The 21569-nt window shown below is 60.3% G+C and carries 19 protein-coding genes and 1 pseudogene; 11 read left to right on the top strand and 9 right to left on the bottom strand.

From position 1 onward, the window contains the following. Positions 1–294 precede the first annotated feature (294 nt). The 7 genes from RBH10_RS08255 to uxuA all read left to right on the top strand — a co-directional run bounded on the left by RBH10_RS08255 (position 295) and on the right by uxuA (position 7491). Positions 295–981: an HAD family hydrolase gene (locus RBH10_RS08255; protein WP_281037467.1), complete on the top strand. Its 687-nt coding sequence runs from the start codon at positions 295–297 to the stop codon at positions 979–981. Positions 982–1351: 370 nt separating this feature from the next. Then, positions 1352–2068, top strand: coding sequence for a FadR/GntR family transcriptional regulator (locus RBH10_RS08250; RefSeq protein ID WP_281037468.1), 717 nt, complete (start codon positions 1352–1354; stop codon positions 2066–2068). Positions 2069–2130: 62 nt separating this feature from the next. Further along, positions 2131–3105: a sialic acid TRAP transporter substrate-binding protein SiaP gene (locus tag RBH10_RS08245; RefSeq protein ID WP_281037469.1), complete on the top strand. Its 975-nt coding sequence runs from the start codon at positions 2131–2133 to the stop codon at positions 3103–3105. A gap of 61 nt (positions 3106–3166) precedes the next feature. Next, positions 3167–3739, top strand: coding sequence for a TRAP transporter small permease (locus RBH10_RS08240; RefSeq protein WP_045020696.1), 573 nt, complete (start codon positions 3167–3169; stop codon positions 3737–3739). 4 nt (positions 3740–3743) lie between these two features. Next, positions 3744–5150: a TRAP transporter large permease gene (locus tag RBH10_RS08235; RefSeq protein WP_281037470.1), complete on the top strand. Its 1407-nt coding sequence runs from the start codon at positions 3744–3746 to the stop codon at positions 5148–5150. Between the two features lie 69 nt (positions 5151–5219). Further along, positions 5220–6266, top strand: a complete 1047-nt coding sequence (locus RBH10_RS08230) for an L-idonate 5-dehydrogenase (RefSeq protein WP_281037471.1) — start codon at positions 5220–5222, stop codon at positions 6264–6266. Positions 6267–6282: 16 nt separating this feature from the next. Beyond that, positions 6283–7491, top strand: a complete 1209-nt coding sequence (gene uxuA, locus RBH10_RS08225; protein WP_281037472.1) for a mannonate dehydratase — start codon at positions 6283–6285, stop codon at positions 7489–7491. A gap of 28 nt (positions 7492–7519) precedes the next feature. Here the strand turns inward: uxuA and RBH10_RS08220 are convergent, their stop codons facing one another. After that, entirely contained in the window at positions 7520–7873 is a 354-nt protein-coding gene (locus RBH10_RS08220; RefSeq protein WP_281037841.1) for an antibiotic resistance protein VanZ, read from the bottom strand. A 244-nt stretch (positions 7874–8117) separates the two neighbouring features. Between RBH10_RS08220 and RBH10_RS08215 the strand changes: the two genes are divergently transcribed. Then, positions 8118–9629, top strand: a complete 1512-nt coding sequence (locus RBH10_RS08215; protein WP_281037473.1) for an aldehyde dehydrogenase (NADP(+)) — start codon at positions 8118–8120, stop codon at positions 9627–9629. Positions 9630–9686: 57 nt separating this feature from the next. Here the strand turns inward: RBH10_RS08215 and RBH10_RS08210 are convergent, their stop codons facing one another. Genes RBH10_RS08210 through RBH10_RS08195 form a run of 4 tightly spaced genes read right to left on the bottom strand, consistent with a single transcriptional unit; the run spans position 9687 to position 14537 of the window. After that, positions 9687–10685 carry a TRAP transporter substrate-binding protein gene (locus RBH10_RS08210; protein ID WP_281037474.1) on the bottom strand — a complete coding sequence of 333 codons (999 nt, stop codon included), beginning with the start codon at positions 10683–10685 and terminating at the stop codon, positions 9687–9689. A 16-nt stretch (positions 10686–10701) separates the two neighbouring features. Beyond that, positions 10702–12534 carry a TRAP transporter large permease subunit gene (locus RBH10_RS08205; protein WP_281037475.1) on the bottom strand — a complete coding sequence of 611 codons (1833 nt, stop codon included), beginning with the start codon at positions 12532–12534 and terminating at the stop codon, positions 10702–10704. A 27-nt stretch (positions 12535–12561) separates the two neighbouring features. Next, on the bottom strand, positions 12562–13689 hold the full coding sequence (locus tag RBH10_RS08200; protein WP_281037476.1) for an LLM class flavin-dependent oxidoreductase: 1128 nt from the start codon (positions 13687–13689) through the stop codon (positions 12562–12564). Then, positions 13686–14537: an ABC transporter substrate-binding protein gene (locus tag RBH10_RS08195; protein WP_281037477.1), complete on the bottom strand. Its 852-nt coding sequence runs from the start codon at positions 14535–14537 to the stop codon at positions 13686–13688. The genes RBH10_RS08200 and RBH10_RS08195 overlap by 4 nt, the downstream gene beginning before the upstream one ends. Positions 14538–14748: 211 nt before the next feature. Here RBH10_RS08195 and RBH10_RS08190 point away from each other — a divergent pair, with 211 nt between their 5' ends. Further along, positions 14749–15114, top strand: a complete 366-nt coding sequence (locus tag RBH10_RS08190; RefSeq protein WP_097170444.1) for a helix-turn-helix transcriptional regulator — start codon at positions 14749–14751, stop codon at positions 15112–15114. A 1-nt stretch (position 15115) separates the two neighbouring features. Then, positions 15116–15745: a glutathione S-transferase family protein gene (locus RBH10_RS08185; RefSeq protein WP_281037478.1), complete on the top strand. Its 630-nt coding sequence runs from the start codon at positions 15116–15118 to the stop codon at positions 15743–15745. Positions 15746–15751: 6 nt separating this feature from the next. On the opposite strand, the pseudogene RBH10_RS08180 reads toward RBH10_RS08185, so the two are convergent. Together RBH10_RS08180 and RBH10_RS08175 are read right to left on the bottom strand one after the other, a co-directional pair. Beyond that, positions 15752–17586: pseudogene (locus RBH10_RS08180) on the bottom strand (dipeptide ABC transporter ATP-binding protein). Between the two features lie 49 nt (positions 17587–17635). After that, positions 17636–18832, bottom strand: coding sequence for an aminotransferase class V-fold PLP-dependent enzyme (locus tag RBH10_RS08175; RefSeq protein ID WP_281037480.1), 1197 nt, complete (start codon positions 18830–18832; stop codon positions 17636–17638). 74 nt (positions 18833–18906) lie between these two features. On the opposite strand from RBH10_RS08175, the gene RBH10_RS08170 reads away from it, so the two are divergent. Beyond that, entirely contained in the window at positions 18907–19758 is an 852-nt protein-coding gene (locus RBH10_RS08170; protein WP_372339774.1) for an IclR family transcriptional regulator, read from the top strand. A 6-nt stretch (positions 19759–19764) separates the two neighbouring features. Here RBH10_RS08170 and RBH10_RS08165 read toward each other — a convergent pair whose 3' ends face one another. Continuing rightward, on the bottom strand, positions 19765–20259 hold the full coding sequence (locus tag RBH10_RS08165) for a RidA family protein (protein WP_281037482.1): 495 nt from the start codon (positions 20257–20259) through the stop codon (positions 19765–19767). 85 nt (positions 20260–20344) lie between these two features. Then, entirely contained in the window at positions 20345–21568 is a 1224-nt protein-coding gene (locus RBH10_RS08160; RefSeq protein WP_281037483.1) for an amidohydrolase/deacetylase family metallohydrolase, read from the bottom strand. Between the last annotated feature and the right edge of the window lies 1 nt (position 21569).

Genomic DNA, 21569 nt, shown 5'->3' with positions numbered 1-21569 from the left:
GCAAAACATTCAAAAGAGCCAATTAGCTTTTGATTTTGCGCGTCTTCATTGCTTTCGGAAACTCACAATAGCATCTCATGCTTGCTGCAACCTGACGCCCCGTCTGGCCGGATGCGGACACCGCCTCCCCTGCCTCACCCTGCCGAGTCGCAACCAAAGAAAACTGCCCGATCCGGGACAACATCCGTTGCTGACGCACAGGTGGTCATGCGCGTTCGAAGCGGAAAAACGATTCCGTTATGTGCGCCGATGCTGTAGACACGGGGCTAGCTCAACACCCAACGGAAGAATGCGATGCACAGCAAAGTCCCGCCGACCGCCCAGATTTTTTCGCGCGAATATGGCGCCTTCCTGTTCGACATGGATGGAACGCTGTTGAATTCGATCGCGGTGGTCGAGCGGGTCTGGCGCGAATGGGCCGTGGATAACGGCATCGAGCCGGAGGCCTTCCTGCAACGCATCCACGGCATGCGCGCATCGGAAGTGGTGCGCCGCGAGGCGGTTCCCGGCCTCAACGTCGAGGAACAGGCCGACATGCTGCTGCAAAAGGAAATGGAGGATGTCGACGGCATTCTGCAGATCCCGCAAGCCGCAGCATTTCTTGCACAATTGCCGGCCGGAAAATGGGCCATCGTCACGTCTGCCGCCCGCGCCCTTGCCGAACTCCGGTTGGCTGCGGCGGGCCTCACACCGCCCGCGGTGATGATCTGCGCCGAGGATGTGGTGAATGGCAAGCCCGACCCGGAGGGCTACAAAAAGGCTGCTGAGAAGCTCGGTGTCGCGCCGGAAGACTGCGTCGTCTTCGAAGATGCGCCTGCCGGCATTCAGGCGGGGGAAAGCATGGGCGCGACAGTCGTGGTCATCAACGCCACCCATTCACATCCCATTGAAACGCCGCATCTTTCCATCGGCGGTTATGGTGAGCTGAGTGTCACCATCGGCGACCACGGCGGCTTGAAGCTAGCGGGTAACAAGGGCTGAAAAGCCAACCCACACATGCGCCGTCATCCTCGGGCTTATCCCGAGGATCCAACCACGTATCGCAAAGCCGATCGGCTGTAGATGCCCGGGACAGCCCCGGGCATGACGGAGGAGACGTTTTCGGAAATTGCCATCACCCTCGGCCCAATGACTTGGGCTGACTGGTTTTCAGCGCAAGACCGGAACGACGGAAATGGTAAAAGCCCCGGAGTGCGGCAAATGCCAAGCCTGCTGCACCAACCTCAAATTTCGCCCTGTACTTTTCCACCAAGGGCTAATTGACAGCACCGCGTAAATGTTTCCTAATAAAATTGGTAAGACCATCTTACCGCTTGCGCGACGGGGGAGACTTTCGCGCTGGGAGGACATCATGTTTGTGGCTCTGGAACCGCGCCGTCTTTATAGGCTGGTCGCGGAACAAATTCGCTTGCTCATCGAGACGGGGGAGTTGACCGACGGTCAGCGCCTGCCGGCGGAACGCGACCTTGCGGAACGCTTCGGCGTATCCCGCCCGACGGTGCGGGAAGCGCTGATCGTTCTGGAAGTGGAAGGCCATATCCATATCCGCATGGGTTCGGGCGTTTATGTGAACGCGTCACGCAAACCGGGCAAAGAAAAGTCGCCGGTGCCGGATGCCCATGGGCCGTTCGAGATCCTGCAGGCGCGCTGCATCATCGAAAGTGCGATTGCCGAAGAGGCAGCTAGGCTTGCCACGCCCGAATGCATCGCCAGGCTGGACGATCTTATCGACCGTATGGCCGGCGCGCTCGACAACTCGCCGCAGGCCCTCAATTTCGATCGCGCCTTCCACACCGCCATCGCCGATATCATCGGCAATTCGGCGCTGAACCGCTTTACCGGCCTGATCTACGACGAGCGCAGCGTTTCGCCCTATTTCGAAAAGCTCGCCAGCTATTTCGAAGGGCCACACACATGGATCCTCGCCGTTCAGGAACACCGGCTGATCCGCGATGCAATTGCCGCCAATGATCCGGCAGGCGCACGCGAGGCGATGCGGCAACATCTGACGCTATCGCAAAAGAGATTTTCCGAAAGTTTCGGGGAGGAAACGATCGGAGAAGAGTGACCGACGCCGCAACCGGCGACGGGAAAAACAGAAATCTGGCTTTAATTCGGGAGGAGTTAAGAATGAAAATCAGATTGTCGACTTTGATGGGAGCAACCGCCGCCATTTTGCTTTCGGCTTTGGCAGCACAGGCACAAACCACGCTGAAATGGGCGCATGTCTACGAAACCTCAGAACCTTTCCATACAGACTCGGTCTGGGCTGCGGAAGAAATCGCCAAGCGCACCGACGGTCGCTACAAGGTGGATGTTTTCCCCGCCTCGCAGCTGGGCAAGGAAGCCGATATCAACCAGGGCCTGAAGATCGGCACGGTGGATATCATCATCTCCGGTTCGAGCTTCGCCGCGCGTGATTTCAAGCCGATCGGCGTTACCTATTTCCCCTATATCTTCCGCGATCCGAGCCATCTGATCGCCTATACCAAGAGCGATATCTTCAAGCGGTTGGCCAAAGGCTACGAAGACAAAACCGGCAACCACATCGCCGCCGTCAGCTATTACGGCACGCGCCACACCACATCGAACAAGCCGATTACCGCCTGCGCCGACATGGCAGGGCTGAAGATGCGCGTTCCCGACGTTCCGGCCTATCTCGCCATGCCACGCGCCTGCGGCGCCAACACGACGCCGATTGCCTTTGCGGAAGTCTATCTGGCGCTCCAGAACGGCACCGTCGATGCGCAGGAAAACCCGCTGACGACCATCGAGGCGAAAAAGTTCTTCGAAGTGCAGAAGAACATCGTGCTGACCGGCCACATCGTCGATCACCTCAACACGGTCGTCTCGAAGAACCTGTGGTCCAAGCTTTCCAATGACGACAAGAAAATCTTCTCCGACGTCATGCAGGAAGCTGCCGAGCGGACCACCAAGACCATCGAGGGACGCGAGAAAAGCCTCGTTGAAGACTTCAAGAAGCGTGGCCTGACCGTCGCCGAGGTGGACAAGGCCGACTTCGAGAAGAACGTCGTGGAAAAGGTGAAGTTCGAGGACTTCGGTTACGACAAGGCCGACTGGGAAGCCATTCGCGCCGTCAAGTGAGCCAAGATCCGGTGCGGCCCTTTTTGCCGCACCGCCCTTTCTCTCCAGACGGGATATCTCAATGTTGCAGGAAACTCATACTCAGGTCACGCCTGAAGAACTCGCCCATACGTTCGACGAGGCGCCGCCGGAAGTCGATCTCAAGGTCTACGCCTTCGAGGACTGGGTCACGCTCGGCCTTTTCTGGCTGATGACAGGTTGCGTGTTCCTTCAGTTCTTCACCCGCTACGTACTCAACAACAGCTATGCCTGGACGGAAGAAATCGCCGTCAACTGCCTGATCGGCGTGGTGTTTCTGGGCTCGGTCATGTGCGTGCGCATGTCGCGCCACATTCAGGTGGATGTGCTTTATCACTACGTTCCGCCGCAGGTGGCGCGCGTCATGTCGATCCTTGTCGACGTGCTTCGCACCCTGTTCTTCGCCTACACCTCATGGCTGATGTGGCGGTATCTGGAAATCGTCGCGGACGAGGAAATGGTCACCGTCGCCCTGCCGCGCAACATCGTTTTCTACACGGTTCTGGCCGCTTTCGTTCTGATGTTCTTCCGGTCGGTGCAGGTCTTCATCGCCAATATGCGGCGTGGCTATTCCGTTCTGGAACGGCCGGAAGAATTCCAGAGCGCGGGGGATTGATCGCATGCTTATTCTTATCGGCTCATTTCTTCTGTTGATGCTGATCGGCCTGCCGGTCGCCATTTCGATGGCCACGGCATCGCTGCTCTACATCGTCTCATACAATGTCGCACCTGACATCATCGCCGCACAGCGCCTGATCGCGGGCGTGGAAAGCTTCCCGCTGCTGGCCGTTCCCTTCTTCATCCTAGCCGGCAACCTCATGAACACGGCAGGTGTGACGGGACGCATCTATTCCTTCGCCGTGGCGCTGGTCGGCTGGATGAAGGGTGGTCTCGCACAGGTCAACATTATCGGTTCGGTGATCTTTTCCGGCATGTCCGGTACGGCACTTGCCGATGCCGCCGGCATCGGCACCATCGAAATCAAGGCCATGAAGGATCACGGTTATCCGGTCGAGGCGGCCGTCGGCGTCACCGCCGCCTCCGCAACGCTCGGGCCGATCTTTCCGCCGTCGCTGCCCTTCGTCATCTACGGCATGATGGCAAACGTCTCGATCGGCGCGCTGTTCATGGCCGGCATCGTTCCGGGCGTCGTCATGACACTACTGATGATGATCACGGTAGCGGTCTTTGCCTATGTCAAAGGCTGGGGCTCCGATACGCCCTTCAACCTCAGGACCATCTTCGGTGCGTCGCTTGAAGTGCTCGTCGTCATGATGGTGCCGCTCGGCATCTATCTCCTGACGCTGTTTGGCCTGTCGCTCAACCTGTCGATCCTGATCGTGCTGGTGATATTGCTGGCCTGCGATTGGTATTTCGACTTCTCCGCCGTGATGGCCCTTATGACGCCGGTGATCCTGATCGGCGGCATGACGATGGGCTGGTTCACACCAACGGAGGCGGCCGTTGCGGCCGTATTGTGGTCCTTGTTCCTCGGGCTTGTCCGTTACCGGACGATGACCTTCAAGACGCTGGCGAAATCGACGTTCGACACGATAGAGACCACGGCATCGGTGCTGTTCATCGTGGCCGCGGCATCGATCTTCGCATGGCTTCTGACGGTCAGCCAGGCCGCACAGCTTCTGTCGGCCGCGATCCTGACGATCACCGACAGCAAGTGGATTTTCCTCGTGCTGGTCAATCTGCTGATGCTGTTCGTCGGCTGCTTCCTGGACACCATCGCGGCAATCACCATTCTCGTGCCGATCCTATTGCCGCTGGTGCTGCAGTTCAACATCGACCCGGTGCATTTCGGCCTCATCGTCACGCTCAATCTGATGATCGGCCTGCTTCACCCACCGCTTGGTATGGTGCTGTTCGTGCTCTCGCGTGTGGCGAAACTCTCCGTCGAACGAACGACCGTCGCCATCCTGCCATGGCTGGTGCCGCTGTTCGTGGCGCTGCTGCTGATCACCTTCATTCCGTCAATCACACTGTGGTTGCCGACGGAAATGGGCCTGATCCGCTGACGGATATATCCCCTGCCCGCGCGGTTCATCGCGCGGGCTTCTTTCATCCATACATATGAGGGCACCGTCATGCAGACACGCGTGGCACGTCTATACGGCCGTGAAGATATCCGCGTCGAAACGCAGGACATACAGGAACCCGGCCCCGGTGAAGTGGCGCTCACCATGGCGGCGGGCGGCATTTGCGGCTCAGATCTTCATTATTATCAGGATGGTGGTTTCGGCCCCGTGCGGGTGCGCGAGCCGATCATCTGCGGCCATGAGGCATCCGGCCGTGTGCGGGCGCTGGGAGAAGGTGTCAGCGGGCTCGCCATCGGCCAGCTCGTTGCCGTCAATCCCTCGCAGCCCTGCGGCCATTGTCACTTCTGCCTGAAGGGCCAGCCGATCCATTGCCTCGAAATGCGCTTCATGGGCAGCGCCATGCGCCTGCCGCACGAACAGGGCATGTTCCGCGACCGGCTCGTCGTTCCCGCAAAACAATGCGCGGCATTTTCAGACACCACATCGCCCGCGGAAGCGGCCTGCACCGAACCGCTGGCGGTCTGCCTGCATGCTGTCGCGCAAGCCGGCGACCTCACGGGCGCCAAGGTGCTGGTGACGGGTGCCGGACCTATCGGTCTTTTGACGATCGCTGCCGCCCGTCATGCCGGTGCCGGCATCATCGTCGCAACGGACCTGACCGATGCGGCACTGGAGCGCGCGCCCGCCATGGGTGCGGATCGGACCATCAATGTCGCCAAAGACACCGAGGCGCTTATCCCCTATCAGGACAATAAGGGTTATTTCGACGTCATCTTCGATTGCTCTGCCGCAGGCCCCGCCCTGCGCACCGCCTTCGCCTGCGTCAGACCGCGCGGCACCATCGTGCAGGTGGGTGTCACCGGTGATATCACCATTCCGCTCAATGCACTGGTGGGCAAGGAGATCGTCTGGCGCGGCTCGCAGCGTTTCCACGACGAATTTGCCATCGCCGCCCGGCTGATCTCCTCGCGCGGGATCGATGTGCGGCCAATCATTTCCCACAGCTTCCCGCTTGAAGAGGCGAAAGCCGCATTCGAACAGGCCGGAGACCGCTCCACCGCCTGCAAGGTGCAACTGACCTTTTCCGCAGAATGATATTTGAGGATTAAAGATGAGACATACATGGCGCTGGTTCGGCCCGGTGGACAAGGTCACGGTTCAGGATGCGGCTCAGGCGGGCGCGGAAGGCATCGTCAGCGCGCTGCACCACATAACAACCGGCGATGTCTGGCCGATGGACGAGATCGCGAAACGGCACGAGGCGATCAAGGCAGGCGGGCTTTATTGGGACGTGGTTGAAAGCGTACCGGTCTCCGAGGAGATCAAGACCCAGACGGGCGACTGGAAAAACCATATCGCCAACTGGCAGGAGACGCTGCGCCGCCTGTCCGCCACGGGCATCCGCACCGTCTGCTACAATTTCATGCCGGTGCTGGACTGGACCCGCACCGACCTGCGTTGGGAAACGAAACACGGCGCCAAAGCCATGCGTTTCGATCTCACCGATTTCGCCGCCTTCGACATTCACATTCTGAAACGCCCTGAAGCAACGGCCGATTATCCGGACTGGCTGGTGGAGGAAGCAGCCAAACGTTTCTCCGGCATGCCAGACACGAAGATCGCAGCACTCGGCCGCAATATCGGCGCAGGCCTGCCCGGTTCGGCGGATGGCTACACGCTCTCCCAGCTTCTCGAAAAGCTGCGCTCCTACCACGGTATCAACCGCGAGAAGCTTCAGCAAAACCTGATCGATTTCCTGTCTGAAGTAACGCCGGTCGCTGAAGAGGTGGGCATCAATATCTGCGCCCATGGCGACGATCCGCCATGGCCCCTGCTTGGCCTGCCGCGTATTCTATCAACCGAAGCCGACTACGCCCATATGCTCTCGCAAGTCGACAACCGCGCCAATGGCGTGACGCTCTGCACCGGTTCGCTCGGCGCGCGGGCGGATAACGACCTGCCCTTCATCGCCAGCCGTTTTGCGGATCGCATCCATTTCGTGCATCTGCGCAACGTCACGCGCGACACCGATACCGTACCCTGCTCATTCTTCGAGGACGAACATCTGGAAGGCGGAACCGACATGGTCGCCGTTATCGCGGCACTTCTGTCGGAAGAATCCCGCCGCCGCGCGGAGGGCCGTGAAGACCACACCATTCCGATGCGACCCGATCACGGGCAGGAAATCCTCGACGACCTGACGCGCGGCGCGCAGCCGGGTTATCCCGCCATCGGCCGGTTGAAAGGGCTGGCGGAGCTGCGCGGCATCGAGCGCACGCTGTCGCATGGCCGTTTCGGATTGGCAAAGCGGACAAATTGAGCCGACAGGATTGGCCGCCAGCAGTCTCTCAGCTTGCGGCCAGCCGCGTCCGCAACAGCAGATATGAAAAGGCGGCAAGCCCTCCGGCCACGGCACCGGCAGCTTTCACGATGGCGTCCATCATATGCGGATGCCGCGTGGGCGACAGAAATTGTAGCGCCTCGATACCGAAAGCCGCCACGATGCCCGCCGCGATGACGGCAAGCCAGTAGCGGGGATAAGCCAGCACGAAGGCCGCCGAACAAAAGGCGAAGGCGGCGGCGCGGTCAATCCCCACCGTTGTCAGCGTGTGCGGACGCAAGCCTATCGGGCAAACCGTAACAATCACGATCAGTAGAAGAACCGACCAGGCAACATATTTAGCAAATCTATTTGTCATCATGGCGTCACAATAGAGCGCCGTACGCGTAAACGGAAGATCGTCTTTTTCTTTCGTTGTCCAATAAATCACACTTTTTGAACGGATACTGCACAAACCGGCTTTCGTTACGGCCCTACTCGGGCTAAGGCAGAGGGCAACCGGGCAAGGATCGCGGCTGATGGCCATGAGGTTGTCGCCCTTCGGTCCGGTTATACGGTATCGGGTGGATTTTCCACACAGGATCAGATTTTCAGGGATGAGCACAATGAGTTTCAAGCCGCACGGCAAACATCTGGTTGCAGGAGAATGGGTCGCCACGGATGCGAAATTCCGCAGCGAGCCTACACATGGCGAAGCTTTCGATTTTTCGGTCGGCACCGTCGATCTGGTGAACAAGGCCGCAGAAGCAGCCGAAGAGGCTTTCTGGAGCTACGGTTACACCACCCGCGAAGAGCGTGCCGCATTCCTCGACACCATCGCCGATGAGATCGAGGCCCGCGCCGACGCCATCACGGAAATCGGTACGTCCGAGACCGGCCTGCCCACGGGACGCCTGCAGGGTGAACGCGGCCGCACCGTTGGCCAGCTCCGCCTTTTTGCATCGCATATTCGCAAGGGCGACTATCTCGACCGCCGTCACGACGAAGCGCTGCCCGACCGCCAGCCGCTGCCGCGCCCGGATATCCGTCTGATGCAGCGTCCGATCGGCCCCGTCGCTGTCTTCGGCGCCTCCAACTTCCCGCTCGCCTTCTCGACCGCCGGTGGTGACACCGCAGCGGCTCTGGCAGCTGGTTGCCCTGTTGTCGTCAAGGGTCATTCGGCCCATCCCGGCACCGGCGAAATCATTGCCGAGGCCGTTCTCGCAGCCGTCAAGAAGCACAATTTGCATCCCGGCGTCTTCTCGCTGATCCAGGGCGGCCGCCGCGATGTCGGTTCCGCGCTCGTCCAGCATCCGCGCATCAAGGCAGTCGGCTTCACCGGCTCGCTCGCCGGTGGCCGCGCGCTGTTCGATCTCTGCGCCCAGCGCCCCGAGCCGATCCCGTTCTTCGGCGAACTCGGTTCGGTCAACCCGATGTTCCTGCTGCCGGAAGCCGTTTCCGCTCGCGGCGAAGCCATTGCCAAGGGCTGGGCGGGTTCGCTCACCATGGGTGCCGGCCAGTTCTGCACCAATCCCGGCATCGCCGTCGTTCTTGCCTCGCAGGCAGACACGGTTGCTGAAACCGCACGTGCTGCTCTTTCCGAAGTCGGCCCACAGGTCATGCTGACCGACGGCATCGCCGCAGCCTATCGCGATGGCCGCGACCGCATCGCTGCCGGTAGCGGTGTACGCGACGTGCTGACCACGTCCTGCGACCTGCGTAACGCGACACCTTACCTGTTCCGCGTTTCGGGCAAGGACTGGATTGCCAACCACGCGCTCGCCGAAGAAGTCTTCGGACCGCTCGGCCTGATCGTGACGGTCGACAGCGCTGAAGAAATGATCGAAGTGGCAAAGAGCTTCGAAGGTCAGCTGACCGCGACCATGCATCTCGACGCCGGTGATGCCGAACTCGGCCGCAAGCTGCTGCCGATCCTCGAGCGCAAGGCCGGTCGCGTTCTCGCCAACGGTTTCCCGACAGGCGTTGAAGTCAGCGAAGCCATGGTTCACGGCGGCCCCTACCCGGCCTCCACGAACTTCGGCGCAACGTCGGTCGGCACCATGTCGATCCGCCGCTTCACGCGCCCGGTTTCCTACCAGAACATCCCGTCGGACGTTCTGCCGCAGGATATTCGCTAATCAAAAAATGGGGAGGGCGCTGATGCACCCTCCCCATTCATAACACTACCCCAAGGATCAGGCCGACTGGATCGCCTGTATCTTTTCGATGCCGCCGACCGTGCCGGCGAAATCCTGCCAGACGCCCTGCGCGCCCTTGCGCCACTCATCCAATGCTTCCGGCTGCAACACCTTGCCACCCTTTGAAATCGCAAGCTCCACCGACTTCGCCTCGTCCTCGACGATCAGCCGGTTGAAATAGAGCGCGCCTTCACTGGAAGCCTCCGAAAGAACCTTCTTCTCTTCGTCATCAAGCTGGTTCCAGAACGTCGCACCGTAATAGACGACACCCGAGGCCCAGATATGGCCGGTCTCGGTCATGTAGGGCACAACCTCGTAAAGCTTGAACCCGGCATAGGCGGATTTCGTGAGATCCATGGCATCCGCCACGCCGGTTGCCAGCGCATTATAGGTTTCGGTGATAGGGATGCCGACCGGCGTGGTGCCGAAGGCGCTCCACAACTTGGTGTGCAGCGGGCTCTGGATGACGCGGATTTTCTTGCCCGCCAACTGCTCCGGCCGTGTCACCGGTTCCTTGGTCAGGAGATGGCGGGCGCCGTAATTGATGAAATCCACGGCGACGAATTGCTGCGCACCGAGCTTCGTCTTCAGCTCGCTGCCGGTCTCACCCGTCACCACCTTGCGCACATGGTCGGCATCGCGGAACAGGAAGGGCAGATCGAGGATTTGCAGTTCCGGCACCCAGCCGGAGAGCGAGGAGACGGTAGAAAGGCTCGCCTGAACCGATCCGAGACGGATATTTTCCGCCACTTCCTTTTCGCCTCCCAGCGCACCGCTCTTGACGATGTTGAAGCGGAAACGGCCGGGCAGTTTCGCCTCCACCAGCTCACTGATCTTCACCCAGATTTTCGTCTCCGGCTTGTCGTCGGCGAACAGGGAGGCGACCGTAATGTTACGGGTCTTGGCACTTGCAGTACGCACGAAAGCGGGCGCGGCAAGCGTCGCTGCACCTATGGCAGAGAGTTTCAGGAGATTGCGACGATCGATAATAGTCATGAGTAAAACCCCGGATTTAGAAGACAATGGCCCAGACGCACAGAATGGCGAGGGAGACGAGAAGGGATAGGAGATAGGGAACGACGGCCCGGAAAAGCGCTGTCGCCGGAATGCGGGTGACGCCGCTGACCACGAAGATCAGCATACCGAGCGGTGGCGTCAGGCCATGGATCATCAGATTGACCACGAGAATGACGCCGAAATGGATGGGATCGATACCGGCGGCAACGGCAGCGGGCAGCAGGATCGGCCCGAAGAGCAGGATGGCAGCACCGATATCCAGCACTAACCCCACCACGAGCAGGATGAGATTGGAGAGCAGAAGCACCGCGATCTTGCTCCCGCCGAGCAAGATGACGAAATCCGTGACGAGGCCGGAGACATTATCCACCGCCAGCAGGAAGGCGAAAGGACCCGCCGTGCCGATCAAAAGGCCGATGGCCGCCGCTTCCCCGGCCGATTGCCGGAAGGTCGCGAAGATGCGACCCGCACCCAGCCGGTAACCGAAGCCGAGAAGCAGCGTGTAGAGTGCCGCAAGTGCCGCCGCTTCCGTTGTCGTCACGACGCCGATGCGGATGCCGACCACCACTATGACGCCGAGACCGAATGCGGGTATGGCAGCGATGGCGGAGCGCCAGCGCTCAGTGCCCGTGGCACGCGGCAGGGTATCGACGCTGCGCACGCTGAAATGGATCGCCACCGCAAGGCAGACCGCCATCAGCCCGCCGGCAAAGAAGCCGCCGACCAGCAGCGAGCCGACCGAAAGGTTGGTGGCCGTTGCGAGGATAAGAAACGCGATGCTGGGCGGAATGACATTGTCGAGCACCGACGTGGCGGCAATGATCGCACCCGCCTGCGCCGGCGGATATCCGTGTTTGACGAGTTCCGGCTGGAACGTCGAGGCGCCGAAGGCGGCATTGGCGACCGAAGAACCGGATGCGCCGGAAAACAGCACGCTGGTCAACAGCGTAGTCTGCGCCAGGCCAGCCCGGCGGTGTCCGACCATGGCGGCGGCGAAACGAACCAGCTGGTTGGCAACGCCCGATTCCGTCAGCAGGCTTCCTGCCAGCAGGAAGAAGGGGATCGCAAGCAGCAGGAATTTCGACATGCCTGTTACCGTCGAGGAAACGATGGCCGGCTCCGGCAAGGTGCTGCCGAAGGCGATCGCCACGTAAGCCGCGGCGAGGAAGGCATGGGCGAGCGGTGCCGCCAGCACCAGCCCCACCGCCGCCGTCAGCGCCAGAAACAGGCTGGGCGGCAGGCTGGTATCGACGAAAACTTCCGGCAGGCCGAAATAGGCCACGACTGCGATGGCCAAAGACGCGAGAACGGCAAGCGCCTTACCTTCACTGACACGCTGAAGCGCCAGATAAAGAAGGATCAGCGCACCGCCCCCACCGAGAAAGCCGAAACGCACCCATTCCGGCAGACCAAGCGTCGGAGACGTGCCGCCCAGCATCGCCGCGATTTCAACCCCACCGAAGGCGAGGATGAGCGCCGCGACGAAGGAGAAGGCATCGGCCAGAACTTCGGTTGCTGCGTGAAAACGCTCAGGCAAAAACCGCACGAAAACGTCGAGCCGCATGGCAAGCGCGCTTTTGAGACTGAGCGGCGCGCCCACCGCGATCATGGCCACATGCAGCCAGATGCCGAGGTCTTCCGCGCCGATGAAGCCGGTGTGAAACAGATAACGCAGGGTGACATTGACCAGCACCACCACGAGAAGCGTCGCAAGGATGGCGGCGGCGACCGCGCCGAGCGTCTTGTCCAGAACGGCAAGCGCCCGCTCCGCCGCGCGTTGCGGGCCGATGCGCCGTTGCGCAATTGTTGTTGCCGGACTTGCCGTCATGTCTTTTTCTCCACTCCCGGGCCATGCTCACGATGCCTTGGCCGAGAGGTCGCGATCGAACAAAGTCGACCAGGTGAATTGTTTGGCTGACGAGACTTCCCGCGACACATCGAGACGCGGAAGCACCTTTTCCCCGAAGCGGAAGGCCTCTTCCAGCAATGGCATGCCGGACAGAATAAAGGTATTCACGCCCGCCTTTTTATAGGCCTCCAGTGTGCGGATGACCGTATCGGGCGAACCGACAATCGCGGTTCCTGGTCCCGGCCGGACAAGACCGATGCCTGCCCAGAGGTTGGGAGCAATTTCGAGATCGCGCAGGTTCTCAGGCTTCTGCCCACCATGCATCGCCGTCATACGCTGCTGGCCGACGGAATCCGTCTTGCCGACGAAACGCTGATTGGCGGCAATCGCGCTCGCATCCATGCGCCCGTAGAGATCGGCGGCGGCGGCCCATGCCTCTTCATCGGTATCGCGGACAATCACATAGAGGCGAATGCCGTATTCCAACTCACGACCGAGCTTTTCCGCCCGCGCCTTGACGAGATCGACCTTCGCGCCGATCTGGTCGGGCGTTTCGCCCCAGGAAAGATAGGTCTCGACATGTTTGGCGGCAACGTCGATCGCCTTATCCGAAGAGCCGCCGAACCATAGCGGTGGCGGCTCGATGCCGTGCCCCACCGGCAGCGCCAACTTTGCGCCCTCCGTCTGGAAATGCCGCCCCTTGAAATCGACCGTCTCCCCGGCAAAAAGCCGGTGCCAGATCTGCAGATATTCATCCGCCATATCGTAACGCTCGTCATGCGGCATGGTCATGCCGTAAGCGCCGAGCATCTTGGCATCGCCCGAGACGACGTTGATCAGCAGGCGTCCGCGCGAAAATTCCTGAAGCGTCGCCGCCATCTTGGCGAGCAGCGTCGGCGCGACAAGACCCGGATGAATGGCGACCAGAAGCTTCAGCCGCTCGGTATAGGAGAGCAGCGCTCCCGCCAGAACCCAGACGTCATGTGCGCCGGTGGCAAACAATGCGCCGGTGTAACCAAGCTGGTCATAAGCAAGCGCCAGCTGCTTGTAATAACCGAGATCGACCTTGCGGGATCCTTCCGGTTGCCACGGATAGGCGCCATCGGGCGCGCACATGTACCAGAAAACGTTCATCTGTCGCCTCCCGCGCTGGCTGATTGACCCGTCAGAACTGGTAAAGAGAAATGACCGTGCCTGTAAAGCGTATCGGCCTCCTCCTGCTGTTCGGCAAGGATATTTTTGGCGGCGGGCACTACCGAAAGATCGCGTGAGCGAAGCACCTTTGCCCATGACTGCGCGTCGCCCTCGCTGCCCGGTTCGGCGGCGAGAAGGGCTGCGGCCCGGTCTATATCCGCCATGACGGCGCGGCCGACGCGGTCCAGTTCGGCGGCAATCGCCTCACGGCTCTCCAGCGCTACAGTGTGACGCGCAAGCGTCCAGAACAGCGAGCGGTTGGGAATGGTGGAGCCGCAGCGGACCAGAAGGCTGATCCCGTCATGAGTAAGAGCTTTTTCGAGCCGTGGCGACATCGTCACCCAGGCATCGACGCGGCCTTCCACGAGGTCGCGCAGGCTATCGCTGTCGCCGCTTTCGATGCGTGTCACATCCGCAAGACCAAGCCGCGCCCCTTCCAGACTACGCGCCAGAAGATAGGTATGAAAAGACCCGTCGATCAGCGATATGCGTTTTCCCGAAAGATCAGCCGCAGAGCCGATCGGGCTATCCCGCCGCACGAGGATCGCGCCGTTTGCGGGCCGCGGCGCAGAGGCCGCGATATAGGCTGCGGAAAGCCCGCGCGCATCCGCCTCGATGGGCGGCGTCGAGCCCGTGCCGCCGAAATGGATTTCGCCCTTTTCCAGAAGCGCCGCGGTATCGCGCCCCTCGCGATAGGGCACGAATTCCGGATCGAATTCTTCAAAGGCGCCGGGCCAGAGCCGGGCGAGCCGCAAATGCAGATTGTTGGGATGGACCCCGATTTTCATGTCGATACCTCATTTCGCAATCAATCTACTTTTTTATAGAATGTTTTCGAGGAACGTTTTGGCGATCCTCGGCGGGAAAGCGAAAGAGAAATCTACTAATCCTGTAGATTTTAAAAAATGCTTGATCCTGTCAAACTCACCATAATCAAGCCATTGAAATTTATCGCCATACAATTTACTTTTTTATAGTTTGAAAAATGGGCCTGTAGTCGTGACGAAACCGGTTTCCAATCTCATCTGCCGCAGCGTGGTGGAAGCGAGCGAGCTCTTGAAGCTGGTCGCCAATGCCAACCGCCTGGCCATCGTCTGTTATCTCATGGAAACGGAAGCTTCCGTTTCCGCGCTGGAATATGAACTCGGCATCCAGCAGCCAACGCTTTCCCAGCAGCTTGCCGAATTACGCGACGCCGGTGTCATCGAAGGCTCACGAGAAGGCAAACAGGTGATCTACCGCGTTACCGATCCACGCATCATCCAGCTGGTTCTAACATTGCGCGGTCTTTATACTGATCTTTCCGACGTGACCGGCAAGAAAGGCAGGCGGGCTTTGCCATTAGATGAGGCGATGTTCGATTAGCATGATCGACCTTTACACCTGGATCACCCCCAACGGCCTGAAAATCTCGATTGCGCTGGAAGAACTCGGCCTGCCCTATGTCAGCCACGCCATCGACATCGAAAAAGGCGAGCAATTCTCAGCCGATTATACCCGCATCAATCCCGGCTCGAAAATCCCCGCGATCGTTGATCGCGACAACGGCACTATCCTGACGGAATCGAACGCGATCCTGATCTATCTCGCCGAAAAAGCCGGGCGGCTTCTGCCTGCCTCCACCGCTGCACGGCTGGCAGTCACCGAATGGCTGATGTGGCAGGGTGCAAATTTTGGCCCGACACTCGGTTATGCCCACTATTTTCTGACTTATAATGCCGGACAGGCACCCTTTGCCGAGACGCGTTTCGCGACAGATGTGGAGCGACTATACAGGACATTGAACGACCGGCTGACGGGCCGGGAATTCATCGCCGGTGATTTTTCCATAGCCGATATCGCCATCTGGCCATGGGTCTCGCGTTTCGCGCGTCACAAAATCAACCTCGACGACTTTCCGGCGGTACAGCAATGGTATCGCCAGCTCGGACAGCGCGAAACATTCCGGCGCGGTTACCGCGTGCCTTTCGCGACCTCCGACGTACCGGGTCTTTAACCTGCTTTAGCAGGCGACAAGGTGGCCGGGCGAAACCTCGCGATACTCACGCGGCTTCACCACGTAGTCGACCGCGCGGATCGGGCTTTTCAGCTCGTCATTCGCGGCATTTCGCCGGGTATTTCTGCGGTCCGGGTCCGGCACCGGCACGGCGGCCATCAGCTTGCGGGTATAATCATGCTGCGGATTGTCGAACACCGCCGCACGTGGGCCGATCTCGACGATTTCGCCGAGATACATCACCGCCACCCGGTGGCTGACACGTTCCACCACCGCCATGTCATGGCTGATGAATAGGAAGGCGAGATCGAGGCTCTGCTGCAAATCCAGCATCAGGTTGATGACCTGCGCCTTGATCGAAACATCCAGCGCCGAAACGCTCTCATCGGCGACAATCACCTTCGGCTGGAGTGCAAGCGCGCGGGCGATGCAGATACGCTGGCGCTGGCCGCCGGAAAATTCATGCGGGTAACGCGCCGCCATATCGGGCGAGAGGCCAACTTTTTTGAGCATATCCGCCACCACATCCTTCGCCTCGCGGGCGCTTCCCATGCGGTGTTCCAGAAACGGTTCGGCAATCGCCGCACCCACCGTCATACGCGGATTGAGTGAAGCGTAGGGGTCCTGAAAGATCATCTGCACCGTCTTGCGCATCTCGCGCATGCCGGATTTGCCGAGAGCGAGAATATTCTCGCCATTGACCATCACCGAGCCGGCAGTCGGCTCGATCAACCGCATGATGGCTCGTCCGGTCGTCGATTTGCCGCAACCGCTTTCGCCCACCAGCGACAATGTTTCACCGGCCCGCAGATCGAAGGACACATTCTCCACCGCATGCACGCGACCGCTGAGTCGGCCCAGCAAACCGGAGTGAATATCGAAGTGTTTGGTCAGCCCTTCCACTTTCAGCACCGGCTGGGCACTCGCGTCGACGGTATCGCCCGGGCGCGCCGGCTGCTGGGTTTCGCCTGTGGTGGTGTTGACGATGGGAAACCGCAGCGGTCTTTCCTCACCCGTCATGGAACCCAGAACCGGAACGGCGGACAAAAGCGCACGGGTATAGGGATGTTTGCCGCGATGGAAAATATCCGCCGTTGCGCCGACTTCCACCTGCTCGCCGCGATACATGACGACGGTGCGGTCGGCGATTTCCGCTACCACGCCCATATCATGGGTGATGAACAGAACCGACGTGCCTTCCTCTTCCTGAAGCGTCTTGATGAGGTCAAGGATCTGGCCCTGAATGGTTACATCGAGCGCGGTCGTCGGCTCGTCGGCGATCAGCAGCTTCGGGCGGACGCAAGCGCCATGGCGATCATCACGCGCTGGCGCATGCCGCCGGAAAAGCGATGCGGATATTCATCGAAACGCGATGCGGCTGAGGGAATACGGACCTTTTCGAGAAGGCGGATCGTTTCGGCCCGGGCATCAGCTTTCGACATGGGCTGATGGCACAGCAAGGCTTCGGAAATCTGGTCACCGATGGTGAACAGCGGATTGAGGCTGGTCATGGGCTCCTGAAAGATCATGGCGACCTCGTTGCCGCGCACCTGCCGCATGGCATCTTCGGAAAGGGACAGCAGGTTGCGTCCGCCGAGCAGAATTTCGCCCTGAACCCTGCTGCTTTCCCGATCCAGCAGCCGCATGATGGAGAGCGAGGTAACGCTTTTGCCCGATCCGCTTTCACCGACGATCGCGACCGTCTCGCCCGGCCCGACATCGAAGGAAATATCACGAACCACGGGTTTCCAGCCGCCATCCACGTGAAAGGATGTGGTGAGATTGCGGACGGAAAGCACGGCGTCTTCGGCACCAAGCGGTGCTGCCTGCAGCATGGTCATGATCGTTCCCTTCTTGTCGTTAGGTTTTGGCGGCGCCAGTGGTCAAGCCTTAGTCCGGCCAGCGCAGCATGCCATCGAAGCGGTGCCGGCTGCGGTCTTCGAACGGAGTGGCGATCACCTCGTTGGAAGCGCGCGCCTTGTCCAGTTCCTCAGCCAGACGCGAAGCCACGATGGTTTCCTGTCCGGGGTGAAGGTTGCATGGGTCGAGATAGAAATAGCGATGCTCCACCTCGTGATCGCGGGTGATGATCGGAGGATTGCCCCTGGCCAACGCCGTCGTCAGGTCCCAGGCGGTAATATGCGCTTCCTCGGCATCGATGATGACTCGCAGCCTGTCGAGCGGGTTATTGGTCGGGTCGGGCTCGATCAGCGCGGTCACGCCCGGGCGACCATCAAGCGTTTCCTTCCAGAGATTGAGATAGCCGGTCTCGCGCTCACGGATGCCAGCATGGTCGCGCTTTTCCCAGGCTTCCAGTGCCGCCATGACGCCAAAGATGCTTTCCTTGCCGACCTTCATGCCGCGGCCGATGCCCATATTCTGCAGGAAGGCGTTGCGCACCAGCTCCTTCTTGCCGGCCACGATGCCGGAGGTGGGGCCGCCGAGGAACTTGTGGCCGGAATAGAGGACAATATCTGCGCCTGCGGCCAGAAACAGCTCCAGATCATATTCGGAAGCCGCATCCACGATGACAGGCACGCCCTTGGCATGGGCGATTTCGACGAATTCGGAAAGATGCAGCAGGCCGTAATTCACGACATGGTGCGAAACGACATAAACCGCCGCTGCCGTCTTTTCAGTGATGGCGTTTTCCATGTGAAAACGATGGGTGGATGTCGCCTGCCCAACCAGCACCACCTTGCCGCCGGCAAGCCGGATCGCCTGATCCACCGGCGCGCCATAGCTCACCACATGCCCCATCTGCACCAGCACCTCGTTCTTTTCCGGTGCGATATCAGGCAGCTTTTCAATGGCCAGGAGATTGTTGCCGGTGATGGCGCCCGCAACCGCAAGGCTGATGCCGGAAGAGCAGGATGCCGTGACGAAACCGGCCTCGCCGCCCGTCAGCCTTGCGATGATTGCGCTCGCCTTGCGTTGCAGATCGTTGATCTCGACGAATTGCGGCAGGATCGCCGCCATGGCCTGAACCGCCTCCGGAACGACAATGGAAGCACCGAGCGACGTCATGGTGCCCGAGACGTTGATGACCGGGCGAAGGCCGATCCTGCTTCTGATATCCTCGGTCATGTCTTTCTCCTGTCTTTGCGATGCGATGGGCATCGACATGTATGCCATAATAATGTAATAGCTTCTCAAAATTCATGAGGAGCCGGAAATTGGACGCCCATAAACTGGACGAATTGTCTTCACCCGCCCTGTCCCCGACCGAGGAAACCGCGGACGCGAAGGGGGCCAAGCGCTCGCGCGTCAGCGGCATCGACCGCGCCCTTCAGGTGATTGATTACCTTTACGAAACCGGATCTCCCGCCGGTGCCTATGCCATTGCCAAGGCGATCAAGGCGCCGCTTTCCACCGTCTATGTGATCGTCGACGATCTCGTTGAAAAGAACATGCTGGCGCGCAACGCCGACGGCAATATCTGGCTCGGCGCGCGGCTTTATCACTACGGCCTTGCCTATGCCCGCTCGCTGGATTTTATGGGTGTCGCCACCCACGAAATGCATGATCTCTGCCGCCATGCGGGCGAGACCGTGCAGCTTTGCGGCCGCGACGGCGACCATATGCTGGTGCTGGCCATGGCCGATGGACCGAGCCATTTTCAGGTCGCCTCGCGCGTCGGCACCCGTGTTCCCTTGAACTGGACGGCGTCGGGCCGCCTGCTCGTCGGGCATCTGCCGGAGGCGGAGCGCGTCGAGCTTTTCAGACGCTGCGCCCGCAGCTCGCCTACCGGCCGCGCGGAAATCAACCCGGCGACCCTGTCGCAATCGGCCGGCGCCGCCTTCCATGACCGGCTGTCGATACAGGTTGCCGAATCCGATTACGCCGTTGCCTGCATCGCCTCGCCGATCTGCGACCGTAACGGCGAATGCGTCGCGACGATTTCCATCGTGCTGCCGGAACAGAAGGTGCTGGCGGACGAGAACCACTACACCGAACAGGTCAGGGTTTCGGCCGAAAGGATCGAGAAGCTGATGGGCTGGCGCAACCATTGAACGGCCTCAATCCTTCAGCGCGACGATCGCTTCTATCTCGACGGTGATGTTGCCCGGCAGCGAACCGAATCCCACGGCGGAGCGGGCGTGCTGCCCCGCATCGCCGAACACATCGATGAAGAGATCCGAACAACCGTTTATGACGCTTGGATGATCGCGGAAATCGCTGACCGCATTGACCATGCCGAGCAGTTTGACCACCTTCTTCACCCGCGACAGATCGCCCAGCGCCTCATGCATGACAGCGAGAAGATTGATGCCGGTGAGGCGCGCATGCTGGTACGCCTCATCCAGCCCGATCTCGGCACCTACCTTGCCGGCGTAAAGGTGTCCGTTCTCCTCCCTCGGGCCCTGCCCCGAGAGATAAAGCATGTTGCCTTCCACCACATGCGTGACGAAATTGGCGATCGGCGGCGGCGGTGGCGGCAGCGAGATGCCGAGCGCGGCAAGCCGGTCGTAGGGCGAATGACGCCCATCTGCCTCAAGCGAAGACTGTTTCACGCGAATTCCTCATAATGCCGGGACGGGTATCCCATAATCTCTGCGGAAGGCGGAGGGACTGCCCCCTCCGCGCATCCAATCTGGTTCAGCGCCAGGAATAACCATGGCTGTGGCGCACGAGCTTGCGCGCTCTTGGCACATAACGGCTGGCGGCAATGGCCTCGGCGCCGATGACCGCGTAACGCGGCTCGAACAGGCGCTTGAGACGCGAAACGTCGCCATTGGAATCGGTCGCTTCCAGATCGGCATCCACCAGATCGAAAACCGTGAAATCCGCGCGCTGACCGACATCGAGGCGGTTTTCCATATCGAGGCGGATAATGGAGGCCGGATTGCGGGTGACGGCCTCGACGACATTTTCGAAAGGCATATCCACCGACAGCAGCTTCGACATGGTCGTCGCCAGATCCCACACCGGGAAATTCATCGAATGGCCATGCAAATCCGTGGAAATCGAGAAGGGCAAAAGCCCGCGCGCGATAGCCGCTTCCGCCACCTTGAAGGAGAAGGATGCACCGCCATGGCCGATATCCAGCCGGATGCCTTCGCCGGCGCAGCGTTCCGCGAGGTTGAACAGGTCCTCGTCTTCCATGATGCTGGAGCCCGACTTGCCGTTGAAGCAATGGGTCACGACATCGCCGGGGCCGAGAATTTCCAGCACCTCGTCGTAAAGTGCCGGTGGTTCGCCCACATGCACCATCATCGGCACTTTCAGGATCTTGGCGATCTTCTTGCCGAGCTTGACCGGCGTAACACCCCAGGAACCGGTGATGACGTGGCTCGCCCGCACCTTGATGCCGACGATATGCTCGCTGTTTTCGGCGTAACACTCAAGAATCCGGTCAAGGTCGATATCCTTGATGTCGCGCAGTTCCGGCACCCGGTTGCAGGCGACAAGCCCGATGGAGCCGAGATTGAGGAAGGCCTTGATGCGTTCCTTCGAGGGCTCGATGATATATTCGCGGAAACCGTGGAAATTTGCCTCACCCGCCGACCCGGCATCCACCAGCGTCGTCACGCCGCGCTCGGCCCCGCATTCGGAGGGACGGATGGAAATATCGGTGCCGCCATGCCAGATATGCACGTGCAGATCCACCCAGCCGGGCGAGATGAAAGCGCCCTTCGCGTCGATGCGCTGCGCATCCGCTGGCGCTTGAATAGCAGGCCCTACCGCGGCGATCTTGCCGTCACCGCCGATCAAAATATCGGTAGAGGCCTGGGACGCCCCCTTTCCGAAACCGACGGGTTTCACATTGGAGAGAAGGATGGGAGCTTGAAGAGGCGTTTTTGCCTGTTCACCGGACGTCATA

This window comes from Rhizobium sp. AN73 (genome assembly GCF_030757975.1).
Lineage (GTDB): Bacteria > Pseudomonadota > Alphaproteobacteria > Rhizobiales > Rhizobiaceae > Agrobacterium > Agrobacterium arsenijevicii.
The sequence above is the reverse complement of the archived record's forward strand: the minus strand, read 5'-3'. Positions and strand labels throughout refer to the sequence as shown.